The organism is Agrobacterium sp. 22-3639C2, assembly GCF_053522105.1.
The window spans coordinates 436,008-451,704 of record NZ_JBNWDB010000001.1 but is presented as its reverse complement, the minus strand read 5'-3'; the positions used below and the strand labels follow the sequence as shown (position 1 = coordinate 451,704).

Genomic DNA, 15,697 nt, shown 5'->3' with positions numbered 1-15,697 from the left:
CCGCACAGGGGCGGCGTTGGTCAAGACGACAAGGCGGCAAGCAGTTTGGGCGAAACAACAAGGCTGGGAGGAGGGGTAGCGGAGCGCTCTGCGCCAATAACGATGCCTTCAATGAACTGCAAGGCATTTTGCAAACCGTTCATCGTGTAGGGTTTCTCGATCGCTCCAAGTGCGCCTGCAAAGTCCTCAGGTATTCTCTTCAGGTTACCCGAAACAAAAACATAGGGGATGGAGCTCGAGGAAAGATATCGGCCGACTTCTATGCCCGTTGGACCATCCAGCAATTGAATGTCTACAAATGCGAATTGCGGCAGTGCCTTATTGGCAAGCTCGATAGCTTCCTTGCTGTCGGCAGCGATCCCCACAATCTCGTGTCCGGCATCTTCCACTTCGCTTTCAAGTTCCATCGCCAGCAGAGCTTCGTCCTCTACGATCAAGATTTTCACAGGAGATCCTTTCAGTCTTTTACAGAAAGCGTGACACGAACATCCGAGAGGCAACCTTCAACCGTCCGAACTATCGTAGCACGCAATTGTTTTACGCACGCTTCCAGCATCTTTTTGCTAAAGGCTGCTTCTTCCTTGTCCACTTCGCCCGGCGTGACGGTATCGGCAACCCTGACAAGGAAGTGGCCGTTGAGGCGCTTGACCTCCAGGTGCAATTGCCCGCCACGGTCCTTCAATCCTCTGCGAATGGCGTCGCCGATGAGTTCGTTGATGATCAACGCAAGGGGGGAGGCCTTGGTCGCCGGAACCACAACCTCGTGAAGATCGGTGGTGAGGATGATGTCGGTTCGCTTCAAGGCGCCGATCTTATCGAGCATCAATGTATTGGCAAAATCTGCGACATCGAAATGCCCTACATCTTCATCGTTCAGAAGCTTGCGCTGAACGGTGCTGAGTGCTTCGACCCTGTTCAGCACAGACATCAATGTCCGCTCCACAACATCGTTATCAGTCATCCGCGCCTGAAGCTTCACGATTGAGGCGATTGTCAGGAGGTTGTTTTTTACGCGATGATCAACTTCGTGGACGAGGGTTGTTTTTGCCCGCAATGCCTCAGTCAAATCCGCCGTTCGCAGCGCCACCTCTCCCTCCGCGATGTGGCGGGCGCGAGCGAGTTCGGCTTCCTTGCTCTTGATATCGGTGAAGTCGAGTTGCGAGGCGAAAAAATAGATGACGGTTCCGGCAGCATCGCGAACAGGACTTACGAAGAGAGCATTCCAAAACTCTGATCCGTCCTTGCGATAATTAAGGATGTCGATCGCCAAATCCTGCTCGGCTGCGATTGCCTCACGCAGCTTCGTAACTGAGCCAGGATCCGTGTCTGGACCTTGGAGCAGACGACAATTTTGACCAACCAGCTCTTCGGCGGAATAGCCCGTCAATCTGCTGAAAGCAGCATTGCAGAAGATGATTGGATTGTCGTTGAGGAGTGGATTTGTGATGATCATGGGCATGCGGGTGGCCTTGAAGGCTGCCGCAAACGGATCTTCAGAAGCGTGGCCAGATACTAGACGCTCTCCAGCGTCTTGGGCATCCTGCCGGAGGAGATCATTATCTTTCATGCAAGGTCCTGAAGGTAACGGTCCCCTAAAATGTTTGAATGGGAATTTGGTTCCAACGACAAAGTGAATTATTCCTGTTTTACAGGGTAGGGGATCCACCATCTTTTTGCATATTGTCCGTGAGCAGGTCTGTCGGCGTCCGATAGCCGAGAGATCGGCCTGATGACGTCAGTAGAACAAAAACGGGGCGACCAACTGGCCGCCCCGCTTGATGTGAGACTGGGTCGAAACCTCAAGCAGGCCGTTCTTCGCCCGCGTTCGGCCTCCAGGTGATCAGCTTTCTTTCGGCGACATCGAGAATGAGATCGATGACGAGAACAAAAATGGCGAGAATGATGATACCGGCGAAAACGCCGACCGCGTCGAAGTTACCTTCAGAACGGGCGATCAGGTAACCGAGGCCTGCGGAAGACCCGAGATATTCGCCGATGATCGCGCCAACCACCGCAAATCCGACGGATGTGCGCAGCGACGACAGAATCCAGCTGGCTGCCGCCGGAAAATAAACATGACGCAAGAGATCAGAGCGCTTTGCACCGAGAATGCGCGTGTTGGAAAGCACGACGGGGTTCACTTCGCGAACACCTTGCATGGCGTTGAAGAACGTCACGAAGAAGACGAGGGTGACCGCAAGAGCGACCTTTGACCAGAGGCCAAGCCCCAGCCAAAGGACGAAAATTGGCGCGAGGACCACACGCGGGATGGCATTCACGGCCTTGATGAACGGATCCAACACACGGGCCACAAAGGGACTGAGGCCCAGCCAGACACCGGCGCCGACGCCGAGACCTGTACCGATGAGGTAACCGAGAACCGTTTCACTCAAGGTGATACCGACATGTTTGTAAAAGCCGGCATCGGCAACCCAGGTGGTGACCTGCTTAACGATGTCGATGGGTGCCGGGAAGAAGAAGCGGTCGATCGCCCCGGAGCTTACCCCGAGTTGCCACCCACCCAGGAGCACGACCAGAAGCACGATCTGGATGATGCGAACATTAACGGCTTGCATAGCTTTTCTCCACTTCGCCGCGCAAAGACGCCCATATATCGCGATATAGGGTCATGAATTTCGGATCGAGCTTGATTTCGGCCACGTTGCGGGGCCGTTCCAGATCAACCGGGAAGCTCTCGATAACCCGGCTCTTGGGGCCGGCCGCAAGGACGACAACCCGGTCCCCGAGTGCAATCGCCTCTTCGAGATCGTGCGTGATCATGACCACTGCACGGCGATCCTCTTGCCACAATCTCAGGAGTTCATTCTGCATGAGGTGGCGCGTGTGAATGTCGAGTGCGGAGAAGGGCTCGTCCATCAGGATAACCTTCGGCTCGGTTATAAGCGCCTGCGCCATCTGGACACGTTTGCGCTGTCCGCCTGAAAGTTGATGCGGAAAGCGCTCTTCAAACCCCTTCAGGCCAACTTTTTCCAGCCAGGCCAGAACTTTGGTACGGCGCTCATGTTCGGATACGCCGCGGAACAGCAGGCCAAGCTCGACATTCTGATAGGCCGTTTTCCAGGGAAGCAGCGCATCCTGCTGGAAGAGATATCCAATGTTGTTCTGCACGCCCTGCACGGCCGAACCATCGATGGAGACCTTTCCCTGCGCCGGTTTCAGCAAGCCCGCGATGGCATTGAGAATGGTGGACTTGCCGCATCCGGTTGGGCCGACAATCGAGAGAAACTCACCATCTCCAACTTTCAGGTTCACATCCTGGACCGCAACGAACGCGCCAAAGGCCATTGTTACGTTCTCGATTGCCACCATTGGCTGAAGATTGAGTTCCGCCACGGGTTCTAACTTTCTAATTGGCAAAGACATTGAAGACCCTCAGTTTACGCCCTTCGAAGCCGCAGCCTCGACGAACTTGTTGGTGTAGGTCGTGTTGAGATCGATCGTGGCCTTCGCGACTGCGTCGTTGAAGCTTTTCAAAACCGCCAACGGGGTTTCCAGATCGGCCTGGTTGAAGGTTCCATCTTCGGAGAAGATCGCCTTGGCGGCTTCGACGGCCTTGATGTAGGTCTGTTTGTCGCCGGACACGAAATCATCAGGAAGCTTTGCAACAATTTCCTCGGCCGAATGCTCCTTCATCCAATGCAGCGCCTTTACCGTGGCATTGGTAACCTTCTGGATCACCTCGGGATGTGCATCGATGTATTCCTGCGTCGCATACAAGACGGAGGTGGGGTAGATCCCGCCGTAGACGTCCTTGGCGCCCTGATCGCTACGGGCATCGATCAAGATCTTGCCAAGACCACGCTCAACCACGATCGTCGCAGCCGGATCGTAATTGACCAACAGGTCAATCTTGCCCTGCTGCAGAGCGGCAACAGCAGCAGCGCCAGAGCCAACGCCGATGATGGCGATGTCGTTGTCGCTCAGATTGTGCTGCTTCATGTAATAACGAATGAAGAAATCGGACGAAGACCCGGGCGAGGTGATCCCGACCTTTTTGCCCTTGATGGTTTCAGGTTTTGCCGGATCGAAGTCTGTATCGTTCTTTCCTGCGAGAACCAGCCCGGAATTGCGGGCAAGCTGAACGAAGCCAACCACGTGCTTGTTCTGGGACTGCATCTGGATCGTGTGATCGTAGAAACCGACGGCTACATCCGTGGACCCTGCGACGAGCGCCTGCAGGACTTTCGAACCGCCTTGGGCAAAGTTCTCGGTCGTCACCTCAAGGCCCTCGTCCTTGTAGAAGCCGAGGCTGGCCGCCACCGGAAAAGGCAGGTTGTTGAGGTTGTACGAACCAACACTCATTCTGACAGATTCTGCATTTGCCGACGCTGCCAGCGCACAGAGCGCCGCTGTTGCAAGCAAGTATTTACGCATGAGGGTCTCCTCCCAGTTTTGCTATGTTTTGAGCCAGTATGGCTTTGTCTAGGCTGCGTCTTCAATCGCAGCGTTTGGCTTGGCGAAGGCAAAGCCTTCGAAAAGTCTGCGGGCCGTTCTCACAAGCCCGGCTGTTATTGCTCCGTTCCGCATCTCAAGTTGCACGTCCAGCCGACCGGCGGGATGCTCGATGCAGATCTGGGTCGGAACAGATCGATTTCCCGCTTGTTCAAATGCCACGGAGCCTTCCGTGATCGCTGCGGTTGCTATGCCAACGGCGCCGGTCGTTGCCAGGGCAGGGTGGCACTCATTGGGCATGAAGTATCGGACAGACAGAGTGCCTCCCTTGCGGGCCGGCGCTACGATCACGGGTTTTGGTATGACCATATCCGTTACATCCCCCATCCCCATCAATTTGCCTGCCTGAATGCGAATGCGGGTCAATCGTTCGATGAGATCGCTATCGGAAGTCAGGGTCTGCGGATCTTCATATCCCGTGACGCCGAGGTCCGCTGCACGCATTAGGACCATCGGAATTGCGCAGTCTATCGCTGTCACATCTATTCCCTCAACCGTGTCGACAGGGTTTCCGGTCGGCAACAGTTTTCCGGTTTTCGCACCCGCCGCATCCACGAAAGTCAGGGCGATCGGTGCAGCCAGACCCGGAACGCCGTCGATGGATGCGTCTCCGAGATAAATTACTTCGCGACCACGCGTCGGCACCTTTGCCTCGATCAATTTTCCGGTGTTCACGTTGTGGATGCGAACCACGGTATCGCTTCCCCGAGCCTCTACAAGTCCAGCTTCGATCGCAAAGGGACCGACCGCGGCCAGCATATTTCCGCAATTGGGCGAATAGTCGACATACTGCCTGTCGGTACGAACCTGTGCGAACAGATAGTCGATGTCTGCACCTTCGACGGTGGAAGGACCTATGATCGCCACTTTCGAGGTGACCGGATTGCCGCCTCCAATCCCGTCTATCTGCAGCGGATGACCGGAACCCATGATGGACAAAAGTGCCGCATCCCGTTCCGCTCGATTACGCGGAAGGTCAGACGCCAGGAAGAACGGTCCACGAGATGTTCCGCCGCGCATCAGCACACAGGGTATCTTAAGCAGGTCGTTCATTTATCGCCTCAATCTTGCATTTGGTGGATCAATCCGCCTTGTTGTTGCAATATGAGCAAAAGAATCTAATCTGTTAAATGCAATGTTCGGAGGTATTATTGCAATATGAGCATCAATTGCGAAATTCTGGATCTAAGAGCATTTCAAGCAGTAGTTGAGCTTGAAAGTTTTCATAGGGCTGCCGACGCGTTGCATATTTCGCAACCGGCGCTTACCCGGCGCATCCAGAAACTGGAACAGGCCATTGGCGCGCCACTCCTGGAAAGGACCACACGCCACGTTGCCCCGACAGCGATGGGTCAGGAGGTAATGCCGCTTGTCCGGCGCATGCTGGAAGAGTTCGACGGATCGCTTTTTGCGATGAAAGATGGTGCACATCGGCGCGGCCTCATCACGATGGCCTGCGTTCCAACCGCAGCGTTTTATTTTCTACCCACCGTGATCAAAACATTTAGCAAGCAATATCCGCATATTAGGCTGCGTATCAGAGACCTTACGGCAAACGAGGGGCTGCAGGCGGTTGCGCGGGGCGAGGTGGAGTTCGGGATAAACCTCATGGGTAATTCTGATCCAGACCTGGCATTCGAACCTCTTATCGATGACCCATTTGTGCTGGCGATGCGGAAAGACCACCCTCTGGCGGCTTTCGAAACGATCCAATGGAATCAACTGGAGCCTTACCCGCTGGTTGTCGTCGATCGCTCCAGCGGCAATAGAACGCTTCTGGATGGCGCACTCGCGCGGCACAATCTAAAGCTGAACTGGTTTTATGAGGTGACCCATCTCAATACCTCGCTTGGCCTGGTGGAGGCTGGGTTGGGGATTTCCGTGTTGCCGCGACTGGCTACCCCACAGGATGACCATCCTTTCCTCGTCACGCGGCCGATCGTTAATCCCGTGGTCTCCCGAACCATCGGTATCGTGCAAAGAAGAAGCAGTGCCTTATCTCCCGCCGCGGAGAAATTCGTGGAAATGCTGTTGAAGACCTGGAAAACGCCTTAGGGTTTGCAGCCGTTCATATCACCGTAAAGGGTTGGGTCTGACGCCACTCGGTGTAAGGTCGAGAAACGGGCGAGGGTGACGACGTCTTCTCAGAGATGGTTGCGTCGTCACGCCGCCTTACCGGCTCTTCTAATAGCGGACCGCCTTGGCGTTCTGGGTCATAGATATGGGTTTTACTGTTGCCATTTTCGCTGTTGAAGGAAACGGCGATGTGCGCCGCGCCGATTGACGTCAGCAAGCTCAATACTGATCAACCGTACAATGTAGATGTGGTTGAAGATCATAGCCTGCTTATCGACTGACAAGGCATACTCGCAGCAAGAGCGACCTCCATCAGTATCGCTTGAGGCAATAATGTGAGGCGGAAATTGAGTGGTGTTTTGTTTAGAGAGAAAGGATTCGTTACGCTTCGACTCAGCGCGATAACGCGACAACCAGATAAGGTTCAAAACGAGTTCTGAAGGTTGCCTAAAGAGTCATTTGGACTGAAAACGCAAGACATTTAAACCAGAAAAAGTTCCATAATCTATCTTATGCGATTATCGTATGTAGCGGCTATTTAGTAATGCGACAGTTGGGCCAGTTAGAGATGCGACAGTCTCGCCTCTCGATGTTCTGGTCAATGCCAACGTTGGGAGCAAGGATGACGACCTTCAACCTGGTCGAGACCATGTGCGGTCGGAGTCGTCATGTCCTGTTTGATCACCATGTCGCAGAAAGAATTGCATCGCCTCGAAGTTATTCAGAAGATCCGTGATCAGCGCCTGTGCGTCGTCCAGGCCGCTGAGCTGCTTGGCCTCAGCCGAAGTCAGGTGCACAGTACGACGTGTTATTTATCCTCGATCCAACAGAACAGGCCAATGCGCTGGCGGGAAAGAAGGTCGTCGTCTGCGACTATCCGGACGGTCGCCTCGAGATCATGCACGAGAGCTTCACCCTACCCTACAGAACCTTTGATAAGTTGCGATCAGTGCACCGATCCGAAGTGGTCGAGAACAAGCGGCTGGACGACATGCTGTTGATCGTGGCCGAGATGCAGGCCGGGCGGGAACAGCAGCGCAGCAAGAGCGGCCCTCGCCGCACCGGCCAGACGGATCATATGTTCGGCATTCGCGATGGCAGCCAGAGCAACGGTTATCAGAAGCGCGGCCGCAAGCCCGGCCGGCGGACGGACTTCATGAACGACCAGGAGGTGATTGCCAAAAGGCAGAAGGCGCTGGCGCGGATAGAAGCGGCGGAATGAACTGGCGACGTTGAATGCCAGCGGTCTATTGCAGACGTCAGCGGCGCATGCGAGTTTCGCGTTATGAAAGACGAACAACAAACTTCTTCCGATCATACACAAATCCACCTTGCTCCAGACGAAGCTCTGGTTCTTTTTGAGCTTCTTTCTCGTTGGTGCAAAGAGAGCAGCGCTCCCACGCCAAGCGCGTCCTGTTTCGAGAGCCCTGCCGAATGCGCTGTGCTGCACGGACTGCTTGCCGGTCTCGAAAAGCAGCTGGTTGCACCCTTCAGGGCAGACTACCTTGACCTTGTAAAAGAGGCCCGTCGCCGTTTGCAGTCATCGTGGGATTATCCTGCACTTAGGGTTTGATCTCATACCCGGAATGCCTGTTGATTGCCAAGGCAGATTATGCACCCTGCTGAGGAAGCTAAAGCCGAATAGGCATTCCCTCACCCGCCCCCCGCTGACGAAATGCCCATGCATTGGCTGATGCGGCAAAGATTTTGATGATCTGTCGGAACTGATGGGGATTAAATAGTGGCCAGCGGTGTTCTCACGGGTACGACCACGTACTCATGAAGGAGCCTGCGCCGTGAAGCACCTCTACTCCATCACGCTCGTTATTGCCACATTGGCCTGCACGCCTGTATCTGCAAGCCCGTTTTCGTCCGCCGCCGGACGTTACCGTATCGATCCCGCCTCGCACATCGGATTTTCGATTGCACAGGTTGCCGGTCCGGGCATCAACGGCACTATTCCCGATATATCCGGCCGCTTCGATATCGATCCGGACCAACCGTCCAAGTCCTATGTGGAAATCAGTTTGAACCCTTCCAGCGTGAAGACAGGCCAAGAGCGGGTGGAAAATTTCCTGCGGTCCAGCGCAGTTTTCAACATCGCCGCCTATCCGCAGATCGTGTTTCGCTCCAACCGCGTTACGCAAGACGGGCCGCGCAGCGCGGTGGTTGAAGGTGTGCTCACGGCCCGAGGCGTCTCCAGAGCCGAGACGTTTCACGCAACATTCGTTGAGCAGCAAAAGGGTTCCGTCACCTTCCATGTCACCGGAAATATCCCCCGCCTGCCCTATGGCATGGGCGTTGGCGTGCCGCTCTATTCGAACACGGTTGCCTTCGACATAGATTTGAAGGGCGTCAGATAAAAACGACGGAACGTCAAAAAAATCGGCGGGACGGGATTAATTGCCGCTGGCCGGTGTTCTGTCTTGTATCGGACATGGTGTCCGCACCGTTACCTCTCAAAGGACGATCTCATGCGTGAACATCATTTCATTCTGGCAGGCGCTCTCGCGCTCGCCTCCACTGCCGCGCTTGCCGAACCATACGCCGGTGGCGCGGTGGTTGAAACGGCGACGGCAAAGGGCACGATCCTGACTGACACCAAGGGCATGACCCTTTATACGTTCGACAATGATGGCGATGGCTCGTCAGCCTGCTATGACGGCTGCGCGAAGAAATGGCCGCCGCTTGCGGCTGCCAAAACCGAAAAGGCGGATGGCGACTACAGACCACTCGCCCGCAGGGATGGCACGATGCAGTGGTCGCATGATGGAAAGCCGCTGTATCATTGGCAGATGGACAAGAAGCCCGGCGATGTCACGGGTGATGGTATTGGTGGCGTCTGGCACGTTGCCAAGGAATAGCACCCATGCCTGATTTTCTTGACGAGATCACAAGTTGCATACCGGCGCTTCGACGTTACGCGAATGCGCTCACGCACGACCGTGACACGGCTGACGATCTCGTTCAGGACTGTCTGGAAAGAGCGATCCGCAAAAAGGCGCTGTGGCGGCCGCAGGGGCCGTTACGTCCATGGTTGTACCGGGTGCTGGTCAACGTTTACCGCAACAATCTGCGCGGCAGAAACCGCCGGCCCTCGCAAATCCCGATTGATGATGTTGCCGAACAGATGTTTGTGCCGGCGCCGCAGACGGGCCGGATCGCGCTTGCCGAAATGGCCCGTGCCATCGAAAAGCTGTCATGCGAGCACCGTGAGGCCCTCCTCCTCGTCGTCGTCGAAGGCCTGAGCTATGCGGAAGCGGCAAAGGTTCTGGAAATTCCGTTGGGTACTTTGATGTCCCGTCTGGGGCGCGCCCGAACAGCCTTGGCCCGCATGACCCAGGAAGACCAGCCAAATCTCAAGGTGATAAAATGACTGGCAACGAGCCGCAGATAACCGAAGCCGATCTGATATCCTATGTCGACGGGCAGCTCGAAGACCAGCGACGTGATGCCGTTCGCTCCCACCTCGCCTCCAATCCAGCCGATGCGCGCAAGGTCGAGATATGGCAGCGGCAGAATGCGACACTTACGGCTCTCTATCGCCCTGCTGATGTCGATGTTTTACCCGAGCGCCTCGATGTTTATCGGATGGAGCGGCGCTTGCGATCGGAGCGTGCAAATTGGCGCAATCTGGCAGCGGCATCCGTTCTCGTTCTGGCAGTTGGACTGACAGGTGGCTGGTTCGGGCGCGGACTTGTGTTGGAGGTCGAGGCACCTGCCCATTCCATCGTGGCGGATGCGACACAGGCGCACAAGTTGTTTGCAAGCGAGGTTCTGCACCCTGTCGAAGTTCGGGCTGATGCCGAGAACGCCTCCAGTCTGCCGAAATGGCTGTCAAAACGGCTCGACCGTAAACTGAACGTGCCGGACCTCACCCGCCATGGCTTGTCCCTTGTCGGCGGCCGGGTGCTGCCCAGCTCCGAAGGCGCCGCAGCTCAGCTGATGTATGAAGACAAAAGTGGGCAGCGTGTCACTCTTTACATCGTGGCTGCGGCTGAAACGAGCGATACCGCCATGCGGCGCTCCAATGTCGACGCGCTGGAAACAGTGTCCTGGGATGACGAAACAATCCGCTGCGCTCTGGTCGGCAGCCTGCCGTCCGACCGCATGGACGCTATTGCCAAAGACACCTATCAACAGCTGAGTTAGCCGATGCAATATCTCAAGGGGCATTCCGATAGAGCGACGAGCGGCGTAAGGAGATGGCGAAACACGTCCGCCTCCTTTGGTTTGGTGGCGATCGTTTTCCATTGGACGATCGCGCTCCTATTCCTCGCGCAGCTTGCGCTGGGATATCTCATGAGCCGCGACATCGATCCGGTGCTTCAGTTCAATCTTTTTCAGTATCACAAGTCGATTGGGTTTCTGGTTCTGGCCCTCGCCCCCCCCCGCTTCATCTGGTCGGTTTTCAGCAGGAAACCGCGGGCTCTGGATGGTGAAGGGATGGCTTCGAGGTTGGCCGCACGGGCGGCTCACGCCGCACTGCTGTTCCTTACTCTTGCCGTTCCCCTTGCCGGTTGGGCCGTCGCGTCGACGTCTCCTCTGCAGATCCCCAGTTACGTCTTCGATCTTGTCGTCGTGCCGGGACTACCCATGGCGATCTCCGACCAAGCCGAGGCCTTCTGGACTAAGGTTCACGCCACTCTGGCCTATCTTGCCGCAGTTATCGTCGTTCTTCATGTGGCAGCGGCGCTGTGGCACCATTTCGTCCGCAAAGATCCAACGCTTCGGCGCATGATCGCTTTCAGGGCTGCTGCAGACAACAGGAGCCGCACCGCCTCCCCTCGAAAATAGCTAATAAAGTGTTCTCTGGTAGTCCTTTTCCAGATCGTCATCCAATTTCCGCATCTCATCCTTGTTGCTGGGCGCCCCCGTCGTTTCGTCAAGGATGATTTTGATGAGCGACGGCATCTCGGAGCGATCCTGAAAATGATCCGGGCTCCACAAATGAGACCGCCGAAACGCCTTGGCGCAATGCATGAAAACCTCACTCACCCTGACGACAATCGCGAGTTTGGGCGCACGATCATTGATGCTCATGCTTCTCAGAAGTTCCGGGTCGGTTGCGAGCTTTGCCTGCCCGTTCACACGCAACGTGTCGTCAAATCCCGGTATGACAAACAACAGCCCGACGCTTGGATTGGCAATGATATTGGTCAACGTATCCAGACGATTGTTACCCGGCCGATCCGGTATCGCGAGTGTGCGTTCATCAAGAATCTTGACGAACCCCGCAGGGTCGCCACGAGGGCTTACGTCAGCACTTCCCGCCAGATTCTGCGTTCCTATGCACAGGAACGGAGAGCGTCTGATAAATTCCCGCGCATGCTCGCCAATGGTGTCCTGACACTTCAATATCGCCAGCGCGTGGGTCGCCTCGAACAATCCTCGAAGCGATGGCTCATCTGTTATTGCAAATTCCGGATCAAGTTCAAACGCCGTCATCATCCTCACCCTTGTGACGTTGCCCCGTTGTTCCCATCAGCTTCACCAGACGAAAACGCCTGGATATTGCTGACATATCGATTGTTCTTCTCTGTCCGCATTTGAGCTGCTTCAAAGTTTGAGGTACGTACCTCAATATTAGCACTATCGCAGATTTCAATTTCAATCAAGAAGTAGAACCGGCGCCGATAGAGGCACAACAATCACCGAAACGGCTGCGGGAGCCTTTGAGGGCGGGCAATCCTGTACAGACCGTGTAGTTTGTTCTTACCTTAAGGCCCTCGCTATTCACCGACGTTCAGCCGGTCGAAGCGGCCTTGAAGACGGCAAGCTGGTCGGCAAAGGCGCGTTGATAGGCCGGACGCGCCTCACCGCGAGCCACATAGGCTGAAAGGTTTGGATATTCGTCGAGGATGCCTGAGCTTTTTATCCTTTGCAGCACCGATATCATCAACAGATCTCCAGCGCTGAACGCACCGTCGAGCCAGTAGTCGTCACCGAGGCAGCGGGAGAGTTCGCCGAGCCGCTTGCGGATATTTTTATCGATCATCGCTAAGCGCTCTTCGTACCAGCTCTTGTCGCCCTCCAGAAATCGGGCAATCGAGCGGTCAACTATTGGCGGCTCCACCGTGTTGAGCGCGGCGAACATCCAGGTTATCGCCCGTGCCCGCGCATTCACATCCCGCGGCAACAGGCCGGCATTGCGCTCCGCGATGTGGAAAATGATCGCGCCGGATTCGAACAGTACAAGGTCGCCCTCCTCATAGGTCGGGATTTGTCCGAATGGCTGAAGTGCCAGATGCGCAGGTTCCCGCATCGCCTTGAAGGAAAGAAGGCGAACATCGTAGGACAGTCCCGCTTCCTCCAGCGCCCAGCGGACGCGCATGTCGCGTGCCAGACCCTTGCCGCCATCAGGCGAGCGTTCAAAAGCGGTGATCGTGATCGTCATTGCTGTTCCCCATCGCGTCTGTTTGGAGACTATTGGCTCATTTTGGTCGAGCATCAGCTTTTTGCGCCGGCCGGAAAAGGCAGCGCGTCAGAATAGGCGTTTGCCAGAACGAAAACAATCCTTGTACGTTTCAATGACAGGTCATTAGCGTGCCGTTTGCCGTGGAAAGGGCTGGCCATTTCACGCAAAAACTCTAAGCTCCTGCGCCGGACGCGGATTGCCAAAACCTTCAGGATTTCAATTTAAATCATTAGGGAGAAACCATCAGATGAGCCTGCGTATAAACGACATCGCACCCGATTTCACCGCCGAGACCACACACGGTCCGGTGAGCTTTCACGAATGGATCGGCGACGGCTGGGCGGTCCTGTTTTCGCATCCGAAGAATTTCACGCCGGTCTGCACCACGGAACTCGGCGCGATGGGCGGCCTGCAGCCGGAATTCGAAAAGCGCGGCGTCAAGATCATCGGCATTTCGGTCGATCCGGTCGAAAGCCATGAGAAATGGAAAAACGACATCCGCACCGCGACCGGCTTTAATGTCGATTATCCGCTGATCGGCGACAAGGACCTGAAAGTCGCGAAGCTCTATGACATGCTGCCGGCGGGCGCTGGAGACAGTTCCGAAGGCCGCACGCCGGCCGACAACGCCACCGTGCGCTCCGTCTTCGTTGTCGGTCCCGACAAGAAGATCAAGCTGGTCCTCACCTACCCGATGACCACCGGGCGGAACTTCGACGAAATTCTTCGCGCGATCGATTCCATCCAGCTGACTTCTAAACATCAGGTGGCGACACCGGCAAACTGGAAACAGGGCGAAGACGTCATTATCACCGCCGCCGTCTCCAACGAGGATGCGATTGCCCGTTTCGGCTCTTATGACACTGTTCTTCCATACCTGCGCAAGACGAAGCAGCCCGGCTGATTTGAAATCGATAAAGGGGCGATGGATCTCCATCGTCCCTGTTTGATCTTACTCGCGGCGCGGCTACGGCTTTATCACGCCGCCGTGGTAGTCGAGCCGGTACACCTCAACGCTGTCCCGATATATGCGCTCCACGCCGGTAAAAGACCGGAATTCGCCCTCATTGGTATCGACATAGATCATGTCTTCGACCTCGTGGGTGAAGCCGCCGAGGAAGCGCCCTTCCCTGTATAGCGTGGAAAGCGATCGCTGGATCACCCTGCCCGCCACCGTGCCGTCGATTAGCTCAGGGCGGATGATGCGGCCGTAATAATTCATGGCCCAAAGTGGAATTCCCTGATGCCAGACGACCTCCTGACCGATGAAGTCGGTTCCGCCGAAATAGCTATCGATATAGTTCCAGTCGCCACTTCGAAAGCCGAGGTCGTGTGAGCCGATGCGGGTGGGTGTCGAGGATTTGTTGCCGCCGCCCACATAAGTGGCGGACTTGGCCTGCACGATGAATTCTTCCAGCATCGGGAATACCTCACATCAGGAACATAAAGTGAACATACTGGACTTGTGTGAAGGTCGCAAGCGTATTCCTTACCCTGCCTGTCGCCATATTTTCACAGATGGCGGGCTTGGTAATCGCAGCGTTTGCCCTTAAAAGCGATGCATAAATGATCCTCGAAGAGTGCCCATGTCGCAGACCCCGCAAATCTATGTCGATGCCGACGCTTGCCCCGTGAAACCCGAGATTCTCAAGGTGGCGGAACGGCATGGGCTGGAGGTGACTTTCGTTGCGAATTCCGGTTTGCGCCCGTCGCGCGATCCGATGGTAAAAAACGTGATCGTATCGGCCGGCTTCGATGCGGCGGATGACTGGATTGCGGAGCGTGCGGGCGAAAACGATATCGTCATTACCGCCGATGTGCCGCTCGCCGGGCGTTGCGTTGCCAGGGGCGCGCTGGTGACGGGACCGACCGGCCGCGTTTTCGACCAAACCAACATCGGCATGGCAACTGCGATGCGCGACCTTGGCGCACACCTGCGCGAAACCGGTGAGAGCAAGGGATATAACGCGGCTTTCTCGCCGCGCGACCGGTCTGCTTTTCTGGAGACGCTTGACCGTTTCTGCCGCCGTGTCAAAAAATGACCGCGTAAACAGGAAGGCGCAGCCCATGACCCCGGCCAATCCGCAGAGCAACACCTATAGCCGCCATAAGCCTTTCTTCGTCGCTCTTTTTGTTGGCGCCTTCGGCCTTGGCTTGGCGCTGGCATTCGCACGGCCGCTCGCCATCGAAATTGCAGCCATTCTGTTTTTCCTGACCTATCTCGGGCTGGTGGCCTTTCGGCTTCCGAAATTAACGGCCCAGCACCTGAAAGCGCATGCCGATAGTGATGACCTGCCGGCAATGGCCATCATCGCCATTACGCTGATCGCTGCCACCGTCGCCGTCGTTTCACTTTTCCAAGCACTCAACCATTCCGGCGAAACCGTCTGGACGCTGCTGCTCGCCTTCGGCTCCGTGATTTTCGGGTGGCTGACAATCCACACCATGACCGCCTTGCACTACGCACATCTTTACTGGCGTCCGGAAATCGTTGATGGCAAGCGCAAGCATCGCGGCGGCATGGATTTCCCGGCAACGAAGGAACCCTGCGGTTACGACTTCCTCTATTTCGCTGTTGTCATCGGCATGACGGCGCAGACCTCGGATGTTGCTGTAACCACGACACCGATGCGCAAGGTCACCCTGTTGCACTCCATCGTCTCCTTCTTCTTCAACACGGTTCTGGTAGCAGCGGCGGTCAATGCTGCGGTCGCGCTTGCGGGCTGAACC

General features: G+C 56.0%; 19 protein-coding genes and 1 pseudogene. 11 read left to right on the top strand and 9 right to left on the bottom strand.

From position 1 onward, the window contains the following. Positions 1-20 precede the first annotated feature (20 nt). The 6 genes from ACQZ6D_RS02250 to ACQZ6D_RS02225 all read right to left on the bottom strand — a co-directional run bounded on the left by ACQZ6D_RS02250 (position 21) and on the right by ACQZ6D_RS02225 (position 5,526). Complete coding sequence (locus ACQZ6D_RS02250) at positions 21-446, bottom strand: response regulator (protein ID WP_065702526.1); 426 nt, start codon at positions 444-446, stop codon at positions 21-23. A gap of 11 nt (positions 447-457) precedes the next feature. Further along, a complete protein-coding gene (locus ACQZ6D_RS02245) occupies positions 458-1,567 on the bottom strand; it encodes a PAS domain-containing protein (protein WP_003515223.1) in 1,110 nt (369 codons plus the stop codon). A gap of 232 nt (positions 1,568-1,799) precedes the next feature. Continuing rightward, the gene (locus tag ACQZ6D_RS02240) at positions 1,800-2,576 is read right to left on the bottom strand and encodes an ABC transporter permease (RefSeq protein WP_038490962.1); all 777 of its coding nucleotides are present in this window, start codon (positions 2,574-2,576) and stop codon (positions 1,800-1,802) included. Beyond that, on the bottom strand, positions 2,563-3,330 hold the full coding sequence (locus ACQZ6D_RS02235; RefSeq protein WP_034502326.1) for an ABC transporter ATP-binding protein: 768 nt from the start codon (positions 3,328-3,330) through the stop codon (positions 2,563-2,565). Before ACQZ6D_RS02235 ends, ACQZ6D_RS02240 begins: the two co-directional genes overlap by 14 nt. 63 nt (positions 3,331-3,393) lie before the next feature. Then, entirely contained in the window at positions 3,394-4,395 is a 1,002-nt protein-coding gene (locus ACQZ6D_RS02230; RefSeq protein WP_003515219.1) for an ABC transporter substrate-binding protein, read from the bottom strand. 48 nt (positions 4,396-4,443) lie between these two features. Beyond that, on the bottom strand, positions 4,444-5,526 hold the full coding sequence (locus ACQZ6D_RS02225; RefSeq protein WP_065702528.1) for a 4-oxalomesaconate tautomerase: 1,083 nt from the start codon (positions 5,524-5,526) through the stop codon (positions 4,444-4,446). A 105-nt stretch (positions 5,527-5,631) separates the two neighbouring features. Here ACQZ6D_RS02225 and ACQZ6D_RS02220 point away from each other — a divergent pair, with 105 nt between their 5' ends. The 8 genes and pseudogenes from ACQZ6D_RS02220 (at position 5,632) to ACQZ6D_RS02185 (ending at position 11,346) form a co-directional block, all read left to right on the top strand. Then, the gene (locus ACQZ6D_RS02220) at positions 5,632-6,528 is read left to right on the top strand and encodes a LysR family transcriptional regulator (RefSeq protein WP_003515217.1); all 897 of its coding nucleotides are present in this window, start codon (positions 5,632-5,634) and stop codon (positions 6,526-6,528) included. An 817-nt stretch (positions 6,529-7,345) separates the two neighbouring features. Then, positions 7,346-7,771, top strand: a pseudogene (locus tag ACQZ6D_RS02215) (ISNCY family transposase); the annotation flags it as partial. 63 nt (positions 7,772-7,834) lie between these two features. Continuing rightward, positions 7,835-8,122 (top strand): hypothetical protein, encoded by a 288-nt coding sequence (locus tag ACQZ6D_RS02210; protein ID WP_075807477.1) that lies wholly within the window; start codon positions 7,835-7,837, stop codon positions 8,120-8,122. A gap of 223 nt (positions 8,123-8,345) precedes the next feature. Next, positions 8,346-8,912: a YceI family protein gene (locus ACQZ6D_RS02205; protein WP_038490955.1), complete on the top strand. Its 567-nt coding sequence runs from the start codon at positions 8,346-8,348 to the stop codon at positions 8,910-8,912. A 111-nt stretch (positions 8,913-9,023) separates the two neighbouring features. Further along, complete coding sequence (locus ACQZ6D_RS02200; RefSeq protein ID WP_065704576.1) at positions 9,024-9,413, top strand: COG4315 family predicted lipoprotein; 390 nt, start codon at positions 9,024-9,026, stop codon at positions 9,411-9,413. A 5-nt stretch (positions 9,414-9,418) separates the two neighbouring features. Next, complete coding sequence (locus tag ACQZ6D_RS02195; protein WP_065704579.1) at positions 9,419-9,925, top strand: sigma-70 family RNA polymerase sigma factor; 507 nt, start codon at positions 9,419-9,421, stop codon at positions 9,923-9,925. After that, entirely contained in the window at positions 9,922-10,701 is a 780-nt protein-coding gene (locus ACQZ6D_RS02190; protein WP_065704581.1) for an anti-sigma factor family protein, read from the top strand. The genes ACQZ6D_RS02195 and ACQZ6D_RS02190 overlap by 4 nt, the downstream gene beginning before the upstream one ends. 3 nt (positions 10,702-10,704) lie before the next feature. After that, a complete protein-coding gene (locus ACQZ6D_RS02185) occupies positions 10,705-11,346 on the top strand; it encodes a cytochrome b (RefSeq protein ID WP_153793406.1) in 642 nt (213 codons plus the stop codon). On the opposite strand, the gene ACQZ6D_RS02180 is transcribed toward ACQZ6D_RS02185, so the two are convergent. Beyond that, positions 11,347-11,997, bottom strand: a complete 651-nt coding sequence (locus tag ACQZ6D_RS02180) for a pyridoxamine 5'-phosphate oxidase family protein (protein ID WP_013636066.1) — start codon at positions 11,995-11,997, stop codon at positions 11,347-11,349. Positions 11,998-12,295: 298 nt separating this feature from the next. Continuing rightward, positions 12,296-12,946 (bottom strand): glutathione S-transferase family protein, encoded by a 651-nt coding sequence (locus tag ACQZ6D_RS02175; RefSeq protein WP_112681806.1) that lies wholly within the window; start codon positions 12,944-12,946, stop codon positions 12,296-12,298. Between the two features lie 268 nt (positions 12,947-13,214). On the opposite strand from ACQZ6D_RS02175, the gene ACQZ6D_RS02170 reads away from it, so the two are divergent. After that, complete coding sequence (locus tag ACQZ6D_RS02170) at positions 13,215-13,871, top strand: peroxiredoxin (protein WP_003512980.1); 657 nt, start codon at positions 13,215-13,217, stop codon at positions 13,869-13,871. A 63-nt stretch (positions 13,872-13,934) separates the two neighbouring features. On the opposite strand, the gene ACQZ6D_RS02165 is transcribed toward ACQZ6D_RS02170, so the two are convergent. After that, complete coding sequence (locus ACQZ6D_RS02165; protein ID WP_065704585.1) at positions 13,935-14,387, bottom strand: DUF5680 domain-containing protein; 453 nt, start codon at positions 14,385-14,387, stop codon at positions 13,935-13,937. A gap of 166 nt (positions 14,388-14,553) precedes the next feature. Here ACQZ6D_RS02165 and ACQZ6D_RS02160 point away from each other — a divergent pair, with 166 nt between their 5' ends. Together ACQZ6D_RS02160 and ACQZ6D_RS02155 are read left to right on the top strand one after the other, a co-directional pair. After that, positions 14,554-15,009: a YaiI/YqxD family protein gene (locus ACQZ6D_RS02160; protein ID WP_003512976.1), complete on the top strand. Its 456-nt coding sequence runs from the start codon at positions 14,554-14,556 to the stop codon at positions 15,007-15,009. Positions 15,010-15,034: 25 nt separating this feature from the next. Beyond that, the gene (locus tag ACQZ6D_RS02155) at positions 15,035-15,694 is read left to right on the top strand and encodes a DUF1345 domain-containing protein (RefSeq protein ID WP_065704588.1); all 660 of its coding nucleotides are present in this window, start codon (positions 15,035-15,037) and stop codon (positions 15,692-15,694) included. The last annotated feature ends 3 nt before the right edge of the window (positions 15,695-15,697 follow it).